Raw genomic sequence first — 16,873 nt, 5'->3', positions numbered from 1 at the left:
ACCAGGCGAAAGCTATGTTTCAGGAGTGCAACAATGAGTACATTAAGCCACGCGGCGAGCAGCGCTGAGAAGCGCACCAACGCCCGCTACTGGATAGTGGTGATGCTGTTTATCGTCACCTCTTTCAACTACGGCGACCGTGCCACGTTATCCATTGCCGGCTCTGAGATGGCAAAGGACATCGGACTTGATCCGGTGGGTATGGGGTATGTTTTCTCCGCATTTTCATGGGCCTACGTAATCGGCCAAATCCCTGGCGGCTGGCTGCTGGACCGCTTTGGCTCAAAACGGGTCTATTTCTGGTCCATTTTCATCTGGTCGATGTTTACCCTGTTACAGGGCTTCGTGGATATCTTTAGCGGCTTCGGCATTATCATTGCGCTCTTTACCCTCCGCTTCCTGGTGGGCTTAGCGGAAGCGCCATCATTCCCTGGCAACAGCCGTATTGTGGCCGCCTGGTTCCCGGCGCAGGAGAGGGGAACGGCGGTAGCGATCTTTAACTCGGCGCAATACTTTGCGACGGTTATTTTCGCGCCAATCATGGGCTGGCTGACGCATGAGGTGGGCTGGTCACACGTCTTCTTCTTCATGGGCGGGCTGGGGATCGTCATCAGCTTCATCTGGCTGAAAGTGATCCACGAACCAAACCAGCATCCGGGCGTGAACAAGAAAGAGCTGGACTACATTGCTGAAGGCGGGGCGCTGATCAACATGGATCAGAAAACCCAGAAAGCTAAGGTCCCGTTCAGCCAGAAATGGGGGCAGATCAAACAACTCGTCGGCTCACGAATGATGATCGGTATCTATCTCGGCCAGTATTGCATTAACGCCTTAACCTACTTCTTCATCACCTGGTTCCCGGTTTACCTGGTGCAGGCGCGTGGGATGTCGATTCTGAAGGCGGGGTTTGTCGCCTCCGTGCCGGCCATCTGCGGCTTCGTGGGTGGGGTGCTTGGCGGGGTCATCTCCGACTGGTTGATGCGTCGTACCGGTTCGCTGAATATTGCGCGTAAAACGCCAATCGTGCTCGGCATGCTGCTCTCCATGACCATGGTGTTCTGTAACTACGTCAGCGCGGAGTGGATGATTATCGGCTTTATGGCGATGGCCTTCTTCGGTAAAGGCATTGGCGCACTGGGCTGGGCGGTGATGGCAGATACCGCGCCGAAAGAGATCAGCGGCCTGAGCGGCGGTCTGTTCAACATGTTTGGCAACATTTCCGGCATTGTCACCCCAATCGCTATCGGTTACATCGTCGGCACCACCGGCTCCTTCAATGGTGCGCTGATTTATGTAGGCGTCCATGCGCTGGTGGCGGTACTCAGTTACCTGGTGCTGGTGGGTGACATCAAACGAATCGAACTGAAACCTGTTGGGGAGCGCGGATGATGACAACGCAATCAAGCCCGATCGTGACGGAGATGAAGGTCATCCCGGTGGCGGGGCAGGACAGCATGCTGCTCAACATTGGTGGCGCGCATAACGCCTGGTTCACCCGCAACATTGTGGTGCTGACCGACAGCGCAGGGAACACCGGCGTCGGGGAAGCGCCTGGCGGAGAGGTGATTTACCAGACGCTGGTCGACGCCATCCCGCAGGTGGTTGGGCAGGAGGTCGCCCGTCTCAACAAGGTGGTTCAGCGGGTGCATAAGGGCAACCAGTCGGCGGATTTTGATACCTTCGGCAAAGGTGCCTGGACGTTTGAACTGCGCGTTAACGCGGTGGCGGCGCTGGAGGCGGCTCTCCTCGATTTACTGGGCAAGGCGCTGAACGTGCCGGTCTGCGAACTGCTGGGGCCAGGCAAACAGCGTGATGCGGTCACGGTGCTGGGCTATCTGTTCTACGTTGGCGACCGGACTAAAACCGATCTGCCGTATCTGGAACGCTCGCCGGGTAGCCACGAGTGGTATCACCTGCGTCATCAGGAGGCGCTCTCTGGCGAGGCGGTGGTACGCCTGGCAGAGGCGGCGCAGGATCGCTACGGCTTTAAAGACTTCAAGCTGAAAGGCGGCGTTCTGCCGGGCGAGCAGGAGATTGACAGCGTGCGCGCGTTGAAAAAACGCTTCCCGGAGGCACGCATCACCGTCGATCCGAACGGCGCCTGGCTGCTGGATGAAGCTATCGCGCTGTGCAAAGGGCTGGGCGACGTGCTGACCTACGCGGAAGATCCGTGCGGTGCCGAGCAGGGCTTTTCTGGCCGCGAGGTGATGGCCGAATTCCGCCGCGCTACCGGGCTGCCGGTTGCGACCAACATGATCGCCACCAACTGGCGCGAAATGGGCCATGCGGTGATGCTGAATGCGGTGGACATACCGCTGGCGGACCCGCACTTCTGGACCCTTTCCGGCGCGGTGCGCGTGGCGCAGCTGTGCGATGACTGGGGCCTCACCTGGGGCTGCCACTCCAATAATCATTTCGACATTTCGCTGGCGATGTTTACCCACGTTGGCGCGGCGGCGCCGGGCAACCCGACCGCCATCGATACGCACTGGATCTGGCAGGAAGGCGAAGCGCGCCTGACCAAAAATCCACTTGAAATCAAAAACGGCACAATTGCCGTACCGGATGCGCCGGGGCTGGGCGTGGAGCTTGACTGGGATCAGATCCACAAGGCGCATGAAGCGTATAAAAAACTGCCGGGCGGCGCGCGCAACGACGCAGGCCCGATGCAGTACCTTATCCCCGGCTGGACATTTGACCGTAAGCGCCCTGTATTTGGACGTCACTGATAAAAGGATCGAACGATGAGCACATTTTCTACCCCTGTAGTTACCTCCATGCAGATCATTCCTGTCGCGGGACATGACAGCATGCTGATGAACCTGAGCGGCGCCCATGCGCCGTTCTTCACCCGTAATATTGTGGTGATCAAGGACAACTCAGGGCATACCGGTGTCGGTGAAATCCCGGGCGGGGAGAAGATCCGTAAAACGCTGGAGGACGCCATTCCGCTGGTGGTGGGTAAAACGCTGGGCGAGTACAAAAATGTGCTGACTCGCGTGCGCACGACCTTTGCCGATCGTGATGCGGGTGGCCGTGGTCTGCAAACGTTTGATCTGCGCACCACTATCCATGTGGTCACGGGCATTGAAGCCGCGATGCTGGATCTGCTGGGCCAGCATCTGGGCGTCAATGTCGCCTCCCTGCTGGGCGACGGCCAACAGCGCAGCGAAGTGGAAATGCTCGGCTACCTGTTCTTTATCGGCAACCGCAAACTCACCCCGCTGCCGTACCAGAGCCAGCCGGACGAAAAATGCGACTGGTATCGTGTGCGTCACGATGAAGCGATGACCCCGGACGCGGTGGTGCGCCTGGCGGAAGCCGCGTATGAAAAATATGGCTTTAATGACTTCAAGCTGAAAGGCGGCGTACTGGCGGGTGAAGAAGAAGCAGAGGCGATCGCCGCGCTGGCGAAGCGCTTCCCGCAGGCGCGCGTCACGCTGGATCCGAACGGTGCCTGGTCGCTTGATGAGGCGATCAAAATCGGTAAGCAGCTTAAAGGCGTGCTGGCCTACGCGGAAGATCCGTGCGGCGCCGAGCAGGGGTTCTCCGGACGTGAAGTAATGGCGGAGTTCCGTCGCGCCACCGGGCTGCCAACCGCCACCAACATGATCGCGACCGACTGGCGTCAGATGGGGCACACGCTCTCGCTGCAATCGGTGGACATTCCGCTGGCAGACCCGCACTTCTGGACGATGCAGGGCTCGGTTCGCGTGGCGCAGATGTGCCATGAGTTCGGCCTGACCTGGGGCTCCCACTCCAACAACCACTTCGACATCTCGCTGGCGATGTTCACCCACGTGGCGGCCGCTGCGCCGGGCAACATTACCGCCATCGACACCCACTGGATCTGGCAGGAGGGCAACCAGCGCCTGACCAAACAGCCGTTTGAAATCAAAGGCGGCATGGTGCAAGTTCCAGCTACGCCGGGGCTGGGCGTTGAGCTGGATATGGACCAGGTCATGAAAGCGCATGAGCTTTACCAGAAACACGGCCTGGGCGCGCGTGATGACGCGCTGGCGATGCAATACCTGATCCCAGAGTGGAGATTCGACAATAAACGTCCGTGCATGGTACGATAAGCTCATTGGGACCGCTCCCATGAGTGGTCCCTTACGTGGTGTATGCTTAACGTAACTAACATGCGTAAGGATGGCTTATGAAAATTGTTATCGCTCCGGACTCGTATAAGGAAAGCTTGAGCGCGCTGGAGGTGGCGACAGCGATAGAGGTCGGTTTTCGCGAAATTTTCCCGTCAGCGCACTATGTCAAATTACCGGTTGCCGATGGTGGCGAAGGGACGGTGGAAGCGATGGTGGCAGCCACGCATGGGCGTCTTGTCCATGTTCCTGTTACCGGGCCTTTGGGTGAACGCGTGGAAGGGTTTTTCGGGTTATCCGGAGACGGGAAAAGCGCCTTTATCGAGATGGCGGCAGCGAGCGGTCTGGAGCTTGTTGCTCCTGCAAAGCGTAACCCGTTAATCACCACCTCCTGGGGAACTGGGGAACTGATCCGTCATGCGCTGGATGCGGGCGTTAAGCATATCATTATTGGCATTGGAGGCAGCGCGACCAATGACGGTGGCGCAGGCATGGTGCAGGCGCTGGGCGTAAAACTGCTGGATGCGAAAGCGCAGCCCGTTGGGCCGGGCGGCGGCGAACTGACAAGCCTTGCGCATATCGATCTTAGCGGGCTGGACAAGCGGCTGGCAGACTGTCGAATTGAAGTGGCCTGCGATGTAACCAACCCCCTGATCGGCGAGACTGGCGCTTCTGCGGTATTTGGTCCGCAGAAAGGGGCGACGCCGGAGATGGTCAGGACGCTGGACAACGCGCTTGCGCATTACGCAAAAATTATCGCCCGGGATCTGGATATTGACGTCTTAAACCTGGCGGGCGGCGGTGCGGCTGGCGGAATGGGGGCGGCGCTGTATGCATTTTGCGGCGCACAGCTCCGTCAGGGGATTGAGATTGTCACCGATGCCCTGCATCTCGATGAACAGGTCGCGGACGCCGATCTGGTGATCACGGGCGAAGGGCGTATCGACAGCCAGACGATCCACGGAAAAGTGCCCGTTGGCGTGGCGAGAGTCGCGAAACGCTATAACAAGCCGGTTATTGGCATTGCCGGCAGCCTGACGGCGGATGTTGGCGTGGTGCATGAGCACGGACTGGATGCCGTATTCAGCGTGATTTACACCATCTGCTCGCTGGAGGATGCGCTGGAAAATGCGCAACAGAATGTACAGATGGCCGCAAGGAATATTGCGGCGGTGATAAAGATGGGGCAGGGGATGTCGCGTTAACGTTCGTGCTCCTGTAGGCCCGGTAAGCGAAGCGCCACCGGGCTTTGGTCTTAGCTCCCCAACACCTTCATTGCTTCCCGCGTCACGTTGTCCATCTCGTCCAGCAGCTCCAGGAACTCCGGTTCGAGATCGGATTCTGGCGTACCCGCGCGGAGCTGCTGTTCAAGCAACTGGCAGAGATTTTTCAACCGCGGTACGCCGCTGTAGCCGCAGCTGCCATGCAGTTTATGAATGGCTTCCAGCAGTCCTTCGGGGTTTTCACCCACCAGCTGTTCTTCAACCTTGTTACGGATCTCAGGCAGGAAGTCCACCAGCATTTGCAGCATATCGCGGGCCAGATCGGGTTTGCCTGCCGCCTGGCGCAGCGCCAGTTGCCAGTCAAACGTGGCATTCTGGTTAACGCTGATCTCCGGCGATTCAGCTGTAATGGTGTATGTCCCGCCAATGTGCCCCGGCTTGTAGCGCAGCAGCAGGCTGTGCAGCTTCTCTTCGTCGATCGGTTTCGCCAGATAATCGTTCATGCCCGCACCCAGCAGTTTCTCCTTTTGCCCCGCCATCGCGTGCGCCGTCACGGCAATCACCGGCGTCTGCTGCTGGTGCGGAAGCTGGCGAATCAACTCGCAGGCGCGGATGCCATCCATGCCCGGCATCTGAATATCCATCAGGATCAGGTCGAACTGCATCTGTTTGGCTTGTTCCACGGCTTCGGCGCCGCTGGTACACAGCTCAACGTGCTGAACCTGATCCTCAAGCAGCACGCCAATCAGCTTCAGGTTCGCCGGGTTATCGTCCACGGCCATCACCGTCATCGGCAGCTTATGTTCGTCATTTTCCAGCGGCAGGGACTGATGCGTCAGACGGCAATATTCAGTCAACGCAGGTAACAGCCGTGTGGCGGTGAGGGGTTTCAGCAGACACGCCGCCGCTCCGTCGTTTTTCAGCTCTTCGGCGTTGATTTGGGCGTGGCACGGCAGCGCCAGCAGCAGGTAGTCCGTCATTGAGGCCGCCTTCGCCAGGCGTTCCTGCTGCATGGTCAGTTCTCCGGTAAACGTCACCGGAATCCCCAACAACAGGATATCGTAATGATCGTTCGCCAGCGCGGAGAAGGTCGGGCTGTAGATGACCTCCAGCGGCGTGCTGCTTAATACATCCAGCGTACACTGCGCCGCCGCGGCGTTCGGTTCCACATAGGCCAGACGCATCCCTTTCAGGCAGCCGGTGACCGGGCCGTCGGTCTGCACGTTCGGGTTAAGATCAAGGTTGATATGGAACCAGAAGGTTGAGCCCCGGTTAGGCTGGCTGTGGAAGGAGATATCGCCTCCCATCTCTTTCACCAGCTTTTGGGTGATCACCAGCCCCAGGCCCGTTCCGCCGTGACGACGGGAAATGCTCGCATCGGCCTGGCGGAAAGCCTGGAACAGACGCGTCTGATCGCGCTCCGGAATACCGATGCCGGTATCCCGGATCTGCACTTCAATCTGGACTTTGTTATTACTGAGCGCCCTTTTTTCGACCAGAATGTCGATGTTGCCGCTCTCGGTGAACTTAATCGCGTTGCCCACCAGATTGGTAATGACCTGTTGCAGGCGCAGCGGGTCGCCAATGACGTTATCCGGCACATCATTTTTAATATTGAGCGTCAGTTCCAGACCCTTATCATGCGATGAGTGGGCAAGAAGCGTGACCACGTCATCCAGCGTGCTGCGCAGCGGGAAGGGAATACTCTCCAGAATCAGCTTGCCCGCTTCCAGCTTCGAGAAGTCCAGTACGTCGTTAATAATGGTCAGCAGGTTATTGGCTGAGCGTTCAATGGTATGCAGATGGTCACGCTGGGTTGGGTTAAGCTCGCTTTTGAGCGTCAGACGGGTAAAGCCAATCACCCCGTTCAGCGGCGTGCGCAGCTCGTGCGACATGTTCGCCAGGAATTCAGACTTAATACGCGCCGCCTCCTGAGCACGTTTTTTCGCCAGATCCAGCTCCACGTTCTGGATCTCCATCTGCTCCAGCGTTTCGCGCAGGTCAGAGGTGGCCTGGTCAACGTTGTGCTGCATCTCTTCGTGATAAGCCGCCAGCGACATCGCCATTGAGTTGATGCCGTTTTTCAGCATATCCAGCTCGCCGAGCATAAAGCCTTCCACGCGGCTGTCGAGCTGACCCCGGCGGATCCGGTCAACGGTATTCACCATGTTGCGGATAGGCCCCGTGACGTCGCGCATCAGTCGCCAGCCGAAGATCAGCGCTATGCCGATGCAGAACAGCATCATCACGCCGGAGATGAATATTTCTTTGTACTGCTGGAGCCGTACCGACTTAAGATCCAGCTCCAGCGCCACATATCCCAGCATATTATTGCTGGACTTCGCATCGGACTGGGCGGATTCATCGGGTGAATAGCTTTCGGAGATAATCGGCGTGCGCAGGATCATGATATCGCCTCGCCGCAACACCGTAAGATGACGCGGGAAGGGGGTACCATCCGGGATTTTCAGCGACGTGGGATCCAGATGGAAATTCGAGGTGACGAACAGACGGTTATGCTCATCGTAAACGGAAATGGCGCGCACAATCTCTGAATGACGGCGGTGCAGCACGCTGATTAACTGACCAATGGATTCACGGTTTTGCAGGTTCATACCGTACTCGCTGGAGACGGCCAGCGGTTCGATAATGCTGGCCCCGGCATCTTCAAGCTGTCTCTGCAAATCGTTATAGCGATGCACCACAAAGAAAATGCTCAGCAGCAAACCGATGAGAACGGTAGGAGCGAGGATCAAAATCATCATGCGCGCGCGCAGGCTGTAGTTGGTCATGGAGTTCCGTTATGGGACAATCAGGCTAATTATGTTTATTTGAGAACAATCTCGGCGATGGCGCAATTCTACTCTGCAAAACGACGCGTGACGACGCGTCAGATCATAACTGTTGAAGCCTCTGACCTCGATCCTTTTGGACAGGGGGTGGCGCGTCACAAGGGTAAAACACTGTTTATCACAGGTTTGCTGCCAGGAGAACGTGCAGATATTACGCTGACGGAAGACAAACGTCAGTATGCGCGCGGTCAGGTCAAGCGCCGTCTTAATGATAGCCCGGAGCGCGTGACGCCTCGCTGCCCCCATTTTGGCGTCTGCGGTGGCTGCCAGCAACAGCATGCCAGCACTGAATTACAGCAAAAAAGTAAAAGCAGCGCGCTGGCCCGCCTGGTCGGACACGACGTGAATGACATCATTGCCGATCGGCCCTGGGGCTACCGTCGCCGCGCTCGCCTGAGCCTCAGCTACCAGCCCAAAACCGAGCGGCTGGAGATGGGGTTTCGCAAAGCCGGCTCCAGCGATATCGTCTCTGTCACGCAGTGCCCTGTTTTGGTGCCCCATCTTGAGGCATTGCTCCCGGACGTGCACCACTGTCTTGCATCGCTGGATGGCGTGCGTTCGCTCGGCCATGTCGAACTGGTGCTGGCCAACAGTGGCCCGCTGATGGTGCTGCGCCACACCGCGCCGCTGTCAAAGGCGGATCGCGAAAAACTGGAACGCTTTTCGCATTCTCATGAGCTTGCGCTTTTCCTCGCGCCGCAAAGCGAGATACTTGAGCAGGTCAGCGGAGAAGCGCCCTGGTATGCGTCACACGGGCTACGCTTAACGTTCAGCCCGCGGGATTTTATCCAGGTCAACGACGGCGTGAACCAACAGATGGTGGCGAACGCGCTGGAATGGCTCGACGTACAGCCCACTGACCGGGTGCTCGATCTGTTCTGCGGCATGGGGAACTTTACCCTGCCGCTGGCCCGCAGAGCAGCAAGCGTGGTCGGAGTGGAAGGCGTTGAGGCGCTGGTGGCGAAAGGCCAGGAGAACGCCCAACAGAACGGTTTGCAAAATGTGACATTCTTTCATCAAAATCTTGAGGATGATGTCACTCAGCAACCGTGGGCTAAGCAGGGCTTTGATAAGATCCTGCTCGATCCGGCGCGCGCAGGTGCGCCGGGCGTGATGCAGCATATAATTAAACTCGCGCCTGAACGCGTGGTCTATGTTTCCTGTAACCCGGCGACGCTTGCCCGTGACAGCGAAGCATTATTGAGCGGGGGTTACCAGATTCGGCGTCTGGCAATGCTGGACATGTTCCCGCACACTGGTCATCTGGAATCGATGGTGTTGTTCGAGCACATCTAATGAGTTTGGCTTGTCGACTTCGACAGGCCCTTGTCCCTAAAGGAGAGGACGATGGTTGCGGTAAGAAGTGCACATTTAAATAAAGCTGGTGAGTTTGACCCTCAAAAATGGATCGCAAGTCTGGGGATTTCCAGCCAGCAGTCGTGTGAACGCTTAACCGAAACCTGGGCCTATTGTTTACGCACAACGCAGGGGCATCCGGACGCTGAACTGCTGTTGTGGCGCGGCGTGGAGATGGTTGAAATTCTCTCCATGCTGAACATGGACATCGAAACGCTACAGGCCGCACTGCTGTTCCCCCTGGCGGACGCCGACGTGGTGACGGAAGACGTCCTGCGTGAAAGCGTCGGCCAGTCCGTCGTGGCGCTTATCCACGGCGTACGTGATATGGCAGCCATTCGTCAGCTTAAAGCCGCGCAAACTGACTCTGTCTCTTCCGAGCAGGTGGATAACGTTCGTCGTATGCTGCTGGCGATGGTAGATGATTTCCGCTGCGTGGTGATCAAGCTGGCCGAACGGGTTGCCCATCTGCGTGAAGTAAAGGATGCGCCGGAAGACGAGCGCGTCCTGGCCGCCAAAGAGTGTACGAATATCTATGCGCCGCTGGCGAACCGTCTGGGTATCGGGCAACTGAAGTGGGAGCTGGAAGATTACTGCTTCCGCTACCTGCATCCGGCGGAATACAAACGCATTGCAAAATTGCTGCACGAACGCCGCATTGACCGCGAGCACTATATCGAGGAATTTGTCAGCGGGCTGCGCCAGTCGATGAAAGAGGAGAATGTGCGCGCCGAGGTCTACGGGCGTCCAAAGCACATCTACAGCATCTGGCGCAAAATGCAGAAGAAACACCTCGCCTTTGACGAGCTGTTTGACGTGCGCGCGGTGCGTATCGTGGCGGAGCGTCTTCAGGACTGCTATGCCGCGCTGGGGATAGTGCATACTCATTTCCGCCATCTGCCGGATGAGTTCGATGACTACGTCGCGAACCCGAAACCGAATGGCTATCAGTCTATCCATACCGTGGTGCTCGGCCCTGGCGGCAAAACGGTGGAAATTCAGATCCGTACCAAACAGATGCACGAAGACGCCGAGCTGGGCGTGGCGGCGCACTGGAAATACAAAGAGGGTACCTCCGGTGGAGGTCGCTCCGGTCACGAGGACCGTATCGCCTGGCTGCGTAAGCTGATTGCGTGGCAGGAAGAGATGGCCGACTCCGGCGAAATGCTCGACGAAGTGCGCAGTCAGGTCTTCGACGATCGCGTCTACGTCTTTACCCCGAAAGGGGACGTGGTTGATTTGCCGGCAGGCTCCACGCCGCTCGATTTCGCCTACCACATCCACAGCGATGTGGGGCACCGTTGCATCGGGGCGAAGATCGGCGGACGTATCGTACCGTTTACCTACCAGCTCCAGATGGGCGATCAGATTGAAATCATCACCCAGAAGCAGCCAAACCCAAGCCGCGACTGGCTGAATCCGAACCTCGGTTACGTTACCACCAGCCGTGGGCGCTCTAAAATCCACGCCTGGTTCCGCAAGCAGGATCGTGACAAGAACATCCTTGCCGGTCATCAGATCCTGGACGACGAGCTGGAACATATCGGGATAAGCCTGAAAGAGGCGGAGAAGTTCCTGCTGCCACGCTACAACTTCAACGAGCTCGACGAACTGTTAGCGGCGATTGGTGGCGGCGATATCCGCCTGAACCAGATGGTGAACTTCCTGCAAGCGCAGTTCAACAAGCCAAGCGCAGCGGAGCAGGATGCGGCGGCGCTGAAACAGCTCCAGCAGAAAACCTACGCTCCGCAGCAGCGCAGCAAGGACAATGGCCGCGTGGTGGTTGAAGGGGTGGGTAACCTCATGCACCATATTGCCCGCTGCTGCCAGCCGATCCCGGGAGACGATATTGTCGGCTTTATCACCCAGGGGCGTGGGATCTCGATTCACCGCTCCGACTGCGATCAGCTTGCAGAGCTGCAATCGCATGCGCCGGAACGTATCGTGGAAGCCGTCTGGGGGGAGAGCTACTCGGCGGGTTACTCGCTGGTGGTGCGCGTCACTGCCAACGACCGCAGCGGCCTGCTGCGCGACATCACCACCATTCTCGCCAACGAGAAGGTCAACGTGCTGGGCGTTGCCAGCCGCAGCGATACCCGCGAGCAGCTTGCCACCATCGATATGACTATCGAAATCTATAACCTTCAGGTGCTGGGCCGCGTACTCGGCAAACTGAATCAGGTGCCGGATGTGATTGACGCGCGTCGTCTGCACGGTGGCTAAACATCCTCTTCTGTAGGCCGGGTAAGGCAACGCCGCCACCCGGCTCAGGCATTTAATGGAATCTGTTATGACTCAAATCGACCGCCTGCTTGGCATCATGAAACGCCTGCGCGATCCGGAAAACGGCTGCCCGTGGGATAAAGAGCAGACTTTCGCCACCATTGCGCCTTACACGCTGGAAGAGACCTACGAAGTGCTGGACGCCATTTCACGCGAGGATTTCGACGATCTGCGCGGTGAGCTGGGCGACCTGCTGTTCCAGGTGGTGTTCTACGCGCAGATGGCGCAGGAAGAGGGGCGCTTTAACTTTGACGATATCTGCGCCGCTATCAGCGACAAGCTGGAGCGTCGTCATCCGCATATCTTTGGTGATGCCTCCGCAGGCAACAGTGCGGAAGTGCTGGCGCGCTGGGAGCAGATAAAAAGCGCTGAACGCGCTGAAAAATCCCAGCACTCGGCGCTGGACGACATTCCCCTGAACCTTCCCGCGCTGATGCGCGCGCACAAAATTCAAAAGCGCTGCTCGGCGGTAGGGTTTGACTGGACCTCTCTCGGCCCGGTGCTGGAAAAAGTACACGAAGAGATCGACGAAGTGATGCATGAAGCGCAGCAGGCCGTTGTGGATGAAGCAAAGCTGGAAGAGGAGATGGGCGATCTGCTGTTTGCAACCGTCAACCTTTCACGCCACCTCGGTGTAAAAGCGGAAACCGCCCTGCAAAAAGCGAACATTAAATTCGAACGACGCTTTCGCGAAGTTGAGCGGATTGTGGCCTCGCGCGGCCTGGAAATGAGCGGGATTGACCTCGACGCGATGGAAGAAGTCTGGCAGGAAGTAAAACGCCAGGAACATGATCTCTAACGAGATTTTGCGATCAAGCGCAATTTGTGTGATTTTTTAAATGACAAGCGCTTGATTTGCGTCAAAAACATTTACCCAAAAGGGGCTATTTTCTCACTCCTTATGTTTGTCATGGCCTGGAATGGAGACGGAGAATGAAAGTTTGTGGCGCTCGTCGTGTTCGGGTATACTACTTTCCCGTCCTGGTTATTCCATCGTTTCACCCTAACTTCTCAGGTTCAGCATGACAACGAACTATATTTTTGTGACCGGCGGGGTCGTATCCTCTCTGGGTAAAGGCATTGCCGCAGCCTCCCTCGCAGCCATTCTTGAAGCCCGTGGCCTCAATGTGACCATGATGAAACTGGATCCGTACATCAACGTCGATCCTGGCACCATGAGCCCAACCCAACACGGGGAAGTGTTCGTTACTGAAGACGGCGCTGAAACCGATCTGGATCTTGGCCACTACGAGCGTTTCATCCGTACCAAAATGACCCGTCGTAACAACTTTACGACTGGTCGTATCTACTCTGACGTTCTGCGTAAAGAGCGCCGTGGTGACTACCTGGGCGCGACCGTGCAGGTCATCCCACACATCACTAACGCCATTAAAGAGCGTGTCCTTGCCGGTGGCGAAGGGCATGACGTTGTGCTGGTTGAAATCGGCGGTACCGTGGGGGATATCGAATCCCTGCCATTCCTCGAAGCGATTCGTCAGCTGGCGGTAGATATTGGTCGTGAGCACGCGCTGTTCATGCACCTGACGCTGGTGCCTTACATGGCGGCAGCAGGTGAAGTGAAAACCAAACCGACTCAGCACTCTGTTAAAGAGCTGCTCTCCATCGGTATTCAGCCTGACATCCTGGTTTGCCGTTCCGATCGCGCGATTCCGGCGAACGAACGTGCGAAAATTGCATTGTTCTGTAACGTGCCTGAAAAAGCCGTTATTTCAATGAAAGATGTCGATTCCATTTATAAAATTCCGGGCCTGTTGAAATCACAGGGTCTGGACGATTATATTTGTAAACGATTCAGCTTGAACTGTCCGGAAGCTAACCTGTCTGAATGGGAGCAGGTGATTTACGAAGAAGCCAATCCGGGCGGCGAAGTGACTATCGGTATGGTCGGCAAGTACATCGAACTGCCAGATGCCTATAAGTCAGTTATCGAAGCGCTGAAACACGGTGGTCTGAAGAATCGCGTCTCTGTGAACATCAAGCTGATTGATTCGCAGGATGTGGAGACGCGCGGCGTCGAAATTCTCAAAGATCTGGATGCGATTCTCATCCCTGGCGGCTTCGGCTACCGTGGTGTTGAAGGCAAGATCGCCACTGCACGCTATGCGCGTGAAAACAATATTCCATACCTCGGTATCTGCCTGGGTATGCAGGTTGCGCTGATTGAATTTGCGCGCAACGTAGCGGGAATGGAAAACGCGAACTCTACGGAATTTGTGCCAGACTGTAAGTACCCTGTTGTGGCGCTGATTACGGAATGGCGCGACGAAGACGGTAACGTCGAAGTCCGTACCGAGAAGAGCGATCTGGGTGGCACCATGCGTCTTGGCGCACAGGCCTGCCAGCTGTCCGACGATAGCGTGGTACGCAAGCTGTACGGCGAGCCGGTCATCACCGAGCGCCATCGTCACCGCTATGAAGTCAACAACATGTTGTTGAAACAAATTGAAGCTGCGGGTCTGCGTGTTGCGGGCCGTTCCGGGGATGATCAGTTAGTCGAGATCATCGAAGTGCCTAACCATCCGTGGTTCGTGGCCTGCCAATTCCACCCGGAATTTACTTCAACGCCGCGTGACGGGCATCCGCTGTTTGCAGGCTTCGTGAAAGCCGCCAGCGAGTACCAGAAGCGTCAGGCGAAGTAAAAAAAGTTAGAACGGCAACGCGTACCTTTGGTACGCGTTGTTTGTCTGGAGTTTTAGTTTAACTTGTACTGAGGAAAATCTAATGTCCAAAATCGTTAAAGTCATCGGTCGTGAAATCATCGACTCCCGTGGTAACCCGACCGTTGAAGCTGAAGTTCATCTGGAAGGTGGTTTCGTCGGTATGGCAGCGGCTCCATCAGGTGCTTCTACAGGTTCCCGCGAAGCGCTGGAACTGCGTGATGGCGACAAATCCCGTTTCATGGGCAAAGGCGTACTGAAAGCGGTTGGCGCTGTTAACGGTCCTATTGCTCAGGCTATCGTTGGCAAAGATGCTAAAGATCAGGCTGGCATCGACAAGATCATGATCGATCTGGACGGTACTGAAAACAAATCTAACTTCGGTGCGAACGCAATCCTGGCGGTTTCCCTGGCGAACGCCAAAGCGGCAGCAGCAGCTAAGGGCATGCCACTGTTCGAGCACATCGCTGAACTGAACGGCACCCCAGGCAAATACTCTATGCCTGTACCAATGATGAACATCATCAACGGTGGTGAGCACGCAGACAACAACGTTGATATTCAGGAATTCATGATTCAGCCAGTTGGCGCGAAAACCCTGAAAGAAGCGGTACGTATGGGTTCTGAAGTGTTCCACAACCTGGCTAAAGTTCTGAAAGCTAAAGGTATGAACACGGCTGTTGGTGACGAAGGCGGCTACGCGCCAAACCTGGGTTCTAACGCAGAAGCACTGGCTGTTATCGCTGAAGCGGTTAAAGCAGCAGGCTACGAGCTGGGCAAAGACATCACCCTGGCGATGGACTGCGCAGCATCTGAATTCTACAAAGACGGTAAATACGTTCTGGCTGGCGAAGGCAACAAAGCGTTCACCTCTGAAGAGTTCACCCACTTCCTGGAAGACCTGACCAAACAGTACCCAATCGTTTCTATCGAAGACGGTCTGGACGAGTCTGACTGGGATGGTTTCGCATACCAGACCAAAGTACTGGGCGACAAAATCCAGCTGGTTGGTGACGATCTGTTCGTAACCAACACCAAGATCCTGAAAGAAGGCATCGAGAAAGGTATCGTTAACTCCATCCTGATCAAATTCAACCAGATCGGTTCTCTGACCGAAACGCTGGCTGCGATCAAAATGGCGAAAGACGCTGGCTACACCGCGGTTATCTCTCACCGTTCTGGCGAAACTGAAGATGCTACCATCGCTGACCTGGCTGTTGGTACCGCTGCTGGCCAGATCAAAACCGGTTCTATGAGCCGTTCTGACCGTGTTGCTAAATACAACCAGCTGATTCGTATCGAAGAAGCGCTGGGCGAAAAAGCACCTTACAACGGTCGTAAAGAGATCAAAGGCCAGGCATAAGCCTGAACCTTCGTTCTTATGAAAAAACCCGCTTCGGCGGGTTTTTTGTTTTCTATAGCAGAAGCGGCAACGTGGCGCTTGCCGTTTGCTGGCTAACGTCACCGTAATGGCTGTCTACTGCAATAAGGGAAGTGGTTAGCAGTTCAACCAGCAGCATCACGCCAACCTTGGCATTGAGCGCACCCGCGCTCAGCGGTCCCTCGGGTTTGGCTGCAACCAGCTGTAAATCGCTCAGGGAGGCCAGCGGGCTGCGAGGCGTATTGCTGAGCGCCAGTACCTTAACGCCCCTCTTGCGGGCGAGTTTCACCACGTGAAGCAGATCCCGTGTAGAGCCGGAACTTGAGATGGCCACCACCAGCGTCTTTTTCGAGAGCGTCGTCGCATTCATGGCGGCGCGATGCATATCGCTAAACAGCTGTGCAGGTTTGCCGAGTCGCAGCAGCTTGTAATGCAAATATTCCCCCAGAATCGCGCTGGCCGCCACTCCGTAAATTTGCACTGACTGCGCCTGATGCAGGGCCAGTGTCGCCTGTTCAAGCTGGGCCCGGTCGAGGAGTTTTGCGGTATCTTGCAGCGCCTGGACAGACTCATCCACCACGTTATCTATTGCATCTCCTGCCTGACGCTCAGGCAAACCCTGCTGAATATCCAGCGCAAGCGCCATTTTAAATTCGTTATACCCCTTACAGCCCAGCGTGCGGCAAAGGCGTGTGACGCTGGCCTCGCTGGTGCCGCTTTCACGCGCCAGCTCGGTGATCGTCAGGTAGAGCACCCTGGCAGGATCGTTGAGGACAAACTCCCCCAGTTTTTGTTGCGTTGGGCTGTACCCGGAAGCCTCCTGGCGTAGCTTCAGCAGCAGGTTTTCATGGTCCGACATGCTAGATCCTTAATGCGTTTCTCTGCCAACTAGTGTGGCGGAAAGCGGGGGAGAGATGCCAGTCATTTCGAAAAAGTATGATCGGTGTCCTGGTTTTTGGTGGTAATTTTCACAATTAAAAATATATGTGGTAAAAATTTT

At 56.5% G+C, this 16,873-nt stretch carries 11 protein-coding genes; 9 read left to right on the top strand and 2 right to left on the bottom strand.

Annotated elements, in window-relative coordinates:
• Positions 1 to 33: 33 nt before the first annotated feature.
• The 4 genes from gudP to BFV63_RS17595 all read left to right on the top strand — a co-directional run bounded on the left by gudP (position 34) and on the right by BFV63_RS17595 (position 5,305).
• On the top strand, positions 34 to 1,389 hold the full coding sequence (gene gudP, locus BFV63_RS17610; protein ID WP_003862734.1) for a galactarate/glucarate/glycerate transporter GudP: 1,356 nt from the start codon (positions 34 to 36) through the stop codon (positions 1,387 to 1,389).
• Positions 1,389 to 2,729 carry an enolase C-terminal domain-like protein gene (locus tag BFV63_RS17605; RefSeq protein WP_003862733.1) on the top strand — a complete coding sequence of 447 codons (1,341 nt, stop codon included), beginning with the start codon at positions 1,389 to 1,391 and terminating at the stop codon, positions 2,727 to 2,729. Before gudP ends, BFV63_RS17605 begins: the two co-directional genes overlap by 1 nt.
• A 15-nt stretch (positions 2,730 to 2,744) precedes the next feature.
• Entirely contained in the window at positions 2,745 to 4,082 is a 1,338-nt protein-coding gene (gudD, locus tag BFV63_RS17600) for a glucarate dehydratase (protein WP_003862731.1), read from the top strand.
• Positions 4,083 to 4,159: 77 nt separating this feature from the next.
• Positions 4,160 to 5,305, top strand: a complete 1,146-nt coding sequence (locus tag BFV63_RS17595) for a glycerate kinase (RefSeq protein WP_032610054.1) — start codon at positions 4,160 to 4,162, stop codon at positions 5,303 to 5,305.
• Positions 5,306 to 5,355: 50 nt separating this feature from the next.
• On the opposite strand, the gene barA is transcribed toward BFV63_RS17595, so the two are convergent.
• Complete coding sequence (barA, locus tag BFV63_RS17590; RefSeq protein ID WP_003862726.1) at positions 5,356 to 8,115, bottom strand: two-component sensor histidine kinase BarA; 2,760 nt, start codon at positions 8,113 to 8,115, stop codon at positions 5,356 to 5,358.
• Between the two features lie 57 nt (positions 8,116 to 8,172).
• On the opposite strand from barA, the gene rlmD reads away from it, so the two are divergent.
• The 5 genes from rlmD to eno all read left to right on the top strand — a co-directional run bounded on the left by rlmD (position 8,173) and on the right by eno (position 15,855).
• On the top strand, positions 8,173 to 9,471 hold the full coding sequence (rlmD, locus tag BFV63_RS17585) for a 23S rRNA (uracil(1939)-C(5))-methyltransferase RlmD (RefSeq protein ID WP_048209536.1): 1,299 nt from the start codon (positions 8,173 to 8,175) through the stop codon (positions 9,469 to 9,471).
• A gap of 51 nt (positions 9,472 to 9,522) precedes the next feature.
• Positions 9,523 to 11,754: a GTP diphosphokinase gene (gene relA, locus BFV63_RS17580; protein WP_048242010.1), complete on the top strand. Its 2,232-nt coding sequence runs from the start codon at positions 9,523 to 9,525 to the stop codon at positions 11,752 to 11,754.
• Between the two features lie 67 nt (positions 11,755 to 11,821).
• On the top strand, positions 11,822 to 12,613 hold the full coding sequence (gene mazG / locus BFV63_RS17575) for a nucleoside triphosphate pyrophosphohydrolase (RefSeq protein ID WP_003862720.1): 792 nt from the start codon (positions 11,822 to 11,824) through the stop codon (positions 12,611 to 12,613).
• A gap of 223 nt (positions 12,614 to 12,836) precedes the next feature.
• Positions 12,837 to 14,474 (top strand): glutamine hydrolyzing CTP synthase, encoded by a 1,638-nt coding sequence (pyrG, locus tag BFV63_RS17570; protein ID WP_003862718.1) that lies wholly within the window; start codon positions 12,837 to 12,839, stop codon positions 14,472 to 14,474.
• Between the two features lie 82 nt (positions 14,475 to 14,556).
• Complete coding sequence (gene eno / locus BFV63_RS17565) at positions 14,557 to 15,855, top strand: phosphopyruvate hydratase (protein ID WP_006811784.1); 1,299 nt, start codon at positions 14,557 to 14,559, stop codon at positions 15,853 to 15,855.
• A gap of 52 nt (positions 15,856 to 15,907) precedes the next feature.
• On the opposite strand, the gene BFV63_RS17560 is transcribed toward eno, so the two are convergent.
• Entirely contained in the window at positions 15,908 to 16,732 is an 825-nt protein-coding gene (locus BFV63_RS17560; RefSeq protein ID WP_069597580.1) for a MurR/RpiR family transcriptional regulator, read from the bottom strand.
• Positions 16,733 to 16,873: the final 141 nt, after the last annotated feature.

The organism is Enterobacter hormaechei subsp. xiangfangensis (assembly GCF_001729785.1).
In the GTDB taxonomy this organism is placed as follows: domain Bacteria; phylum Pseudomonadota; class Gammaproteobacteria; order Enterobacterales; family Enterobacteriaceae; genus Enterobacter; species Enterobacter hormaechei_C.
Note: the sequence above shows the minus strand (reverse complement) of the source record. Positions and strands in the feature narration are given on the sequence as shown.

Coding starts and splice junctions, on each gene's coding strand:
- pyrG (WP_003862718.1), top strand. CDS start 12,837: ATGACAACGAACTATATTTTTGTGACCGGCGGGGTCGTATCCTCTCTG.
- gudD (WP_003862731.1), top strand. CDS start 2,745: ATGAGCACATTTTCTACCCCTGTAGTTACCTCCATGCAGATCATTCCT.
- barA (WP_003862726.1), bottom strand. CDS start 8,115: ATGACCAACTACAGCCTGCGCGCGCGCATGATGATTTTGATCCTCGCT.
- eno (WP_006811784.1), top strand. CDS start 14,557: ATGTCCAAAATCGTTAAAGTCATCGGTCGTGAAATCATCGACTCCCGT.
- gudP (WP_003862734.1), top strand. CDS start 34: ATGAGTACATTAAGCCACGCGGCGAGCAGCGCTGAGAAGCGCACCAAC.
- relA (WP_048242010.1), top strand. CDS start 9,523: ATGGTTGCGGTAAGAAGTGCACATTTAAATAAAGCTGGTGAGTTTGAC.
- BFV63_RS17605 (WP_003862733.1), top strand. CDS start 1,389: ATGACAACGCAATCAAGCCCGATCGTGACGGAGATGAAGGTCATCCCG.
- mazG (WP_003862720.1), top strand. CDS start 11,822: ATGACTCAAATCGACCGCCTGCTTGGCATCATGAAACGCCTGCGCGAT.
- BFV63_RS17560 (WP_069597580.1), bottom strand. CDS start 16,732: ATGTCGGACCATGAAAACCTGCTGCTGAAGCTACGCCAGGAGGCTTCC.
- BFV63_RS17595 (WP_032610054.1), top strand. CDS start 4,160: ATGAAAATTGTTATCGCTCCGGACTCGTATAAGGAAAGCTTGAGCGCG.
- rlmD (WP_048209536.1), top strand. CDS start 8,173: ATGGCGCAATTCTACTCTGCAAAACGACGCGTGACGACGCGTCAGATC.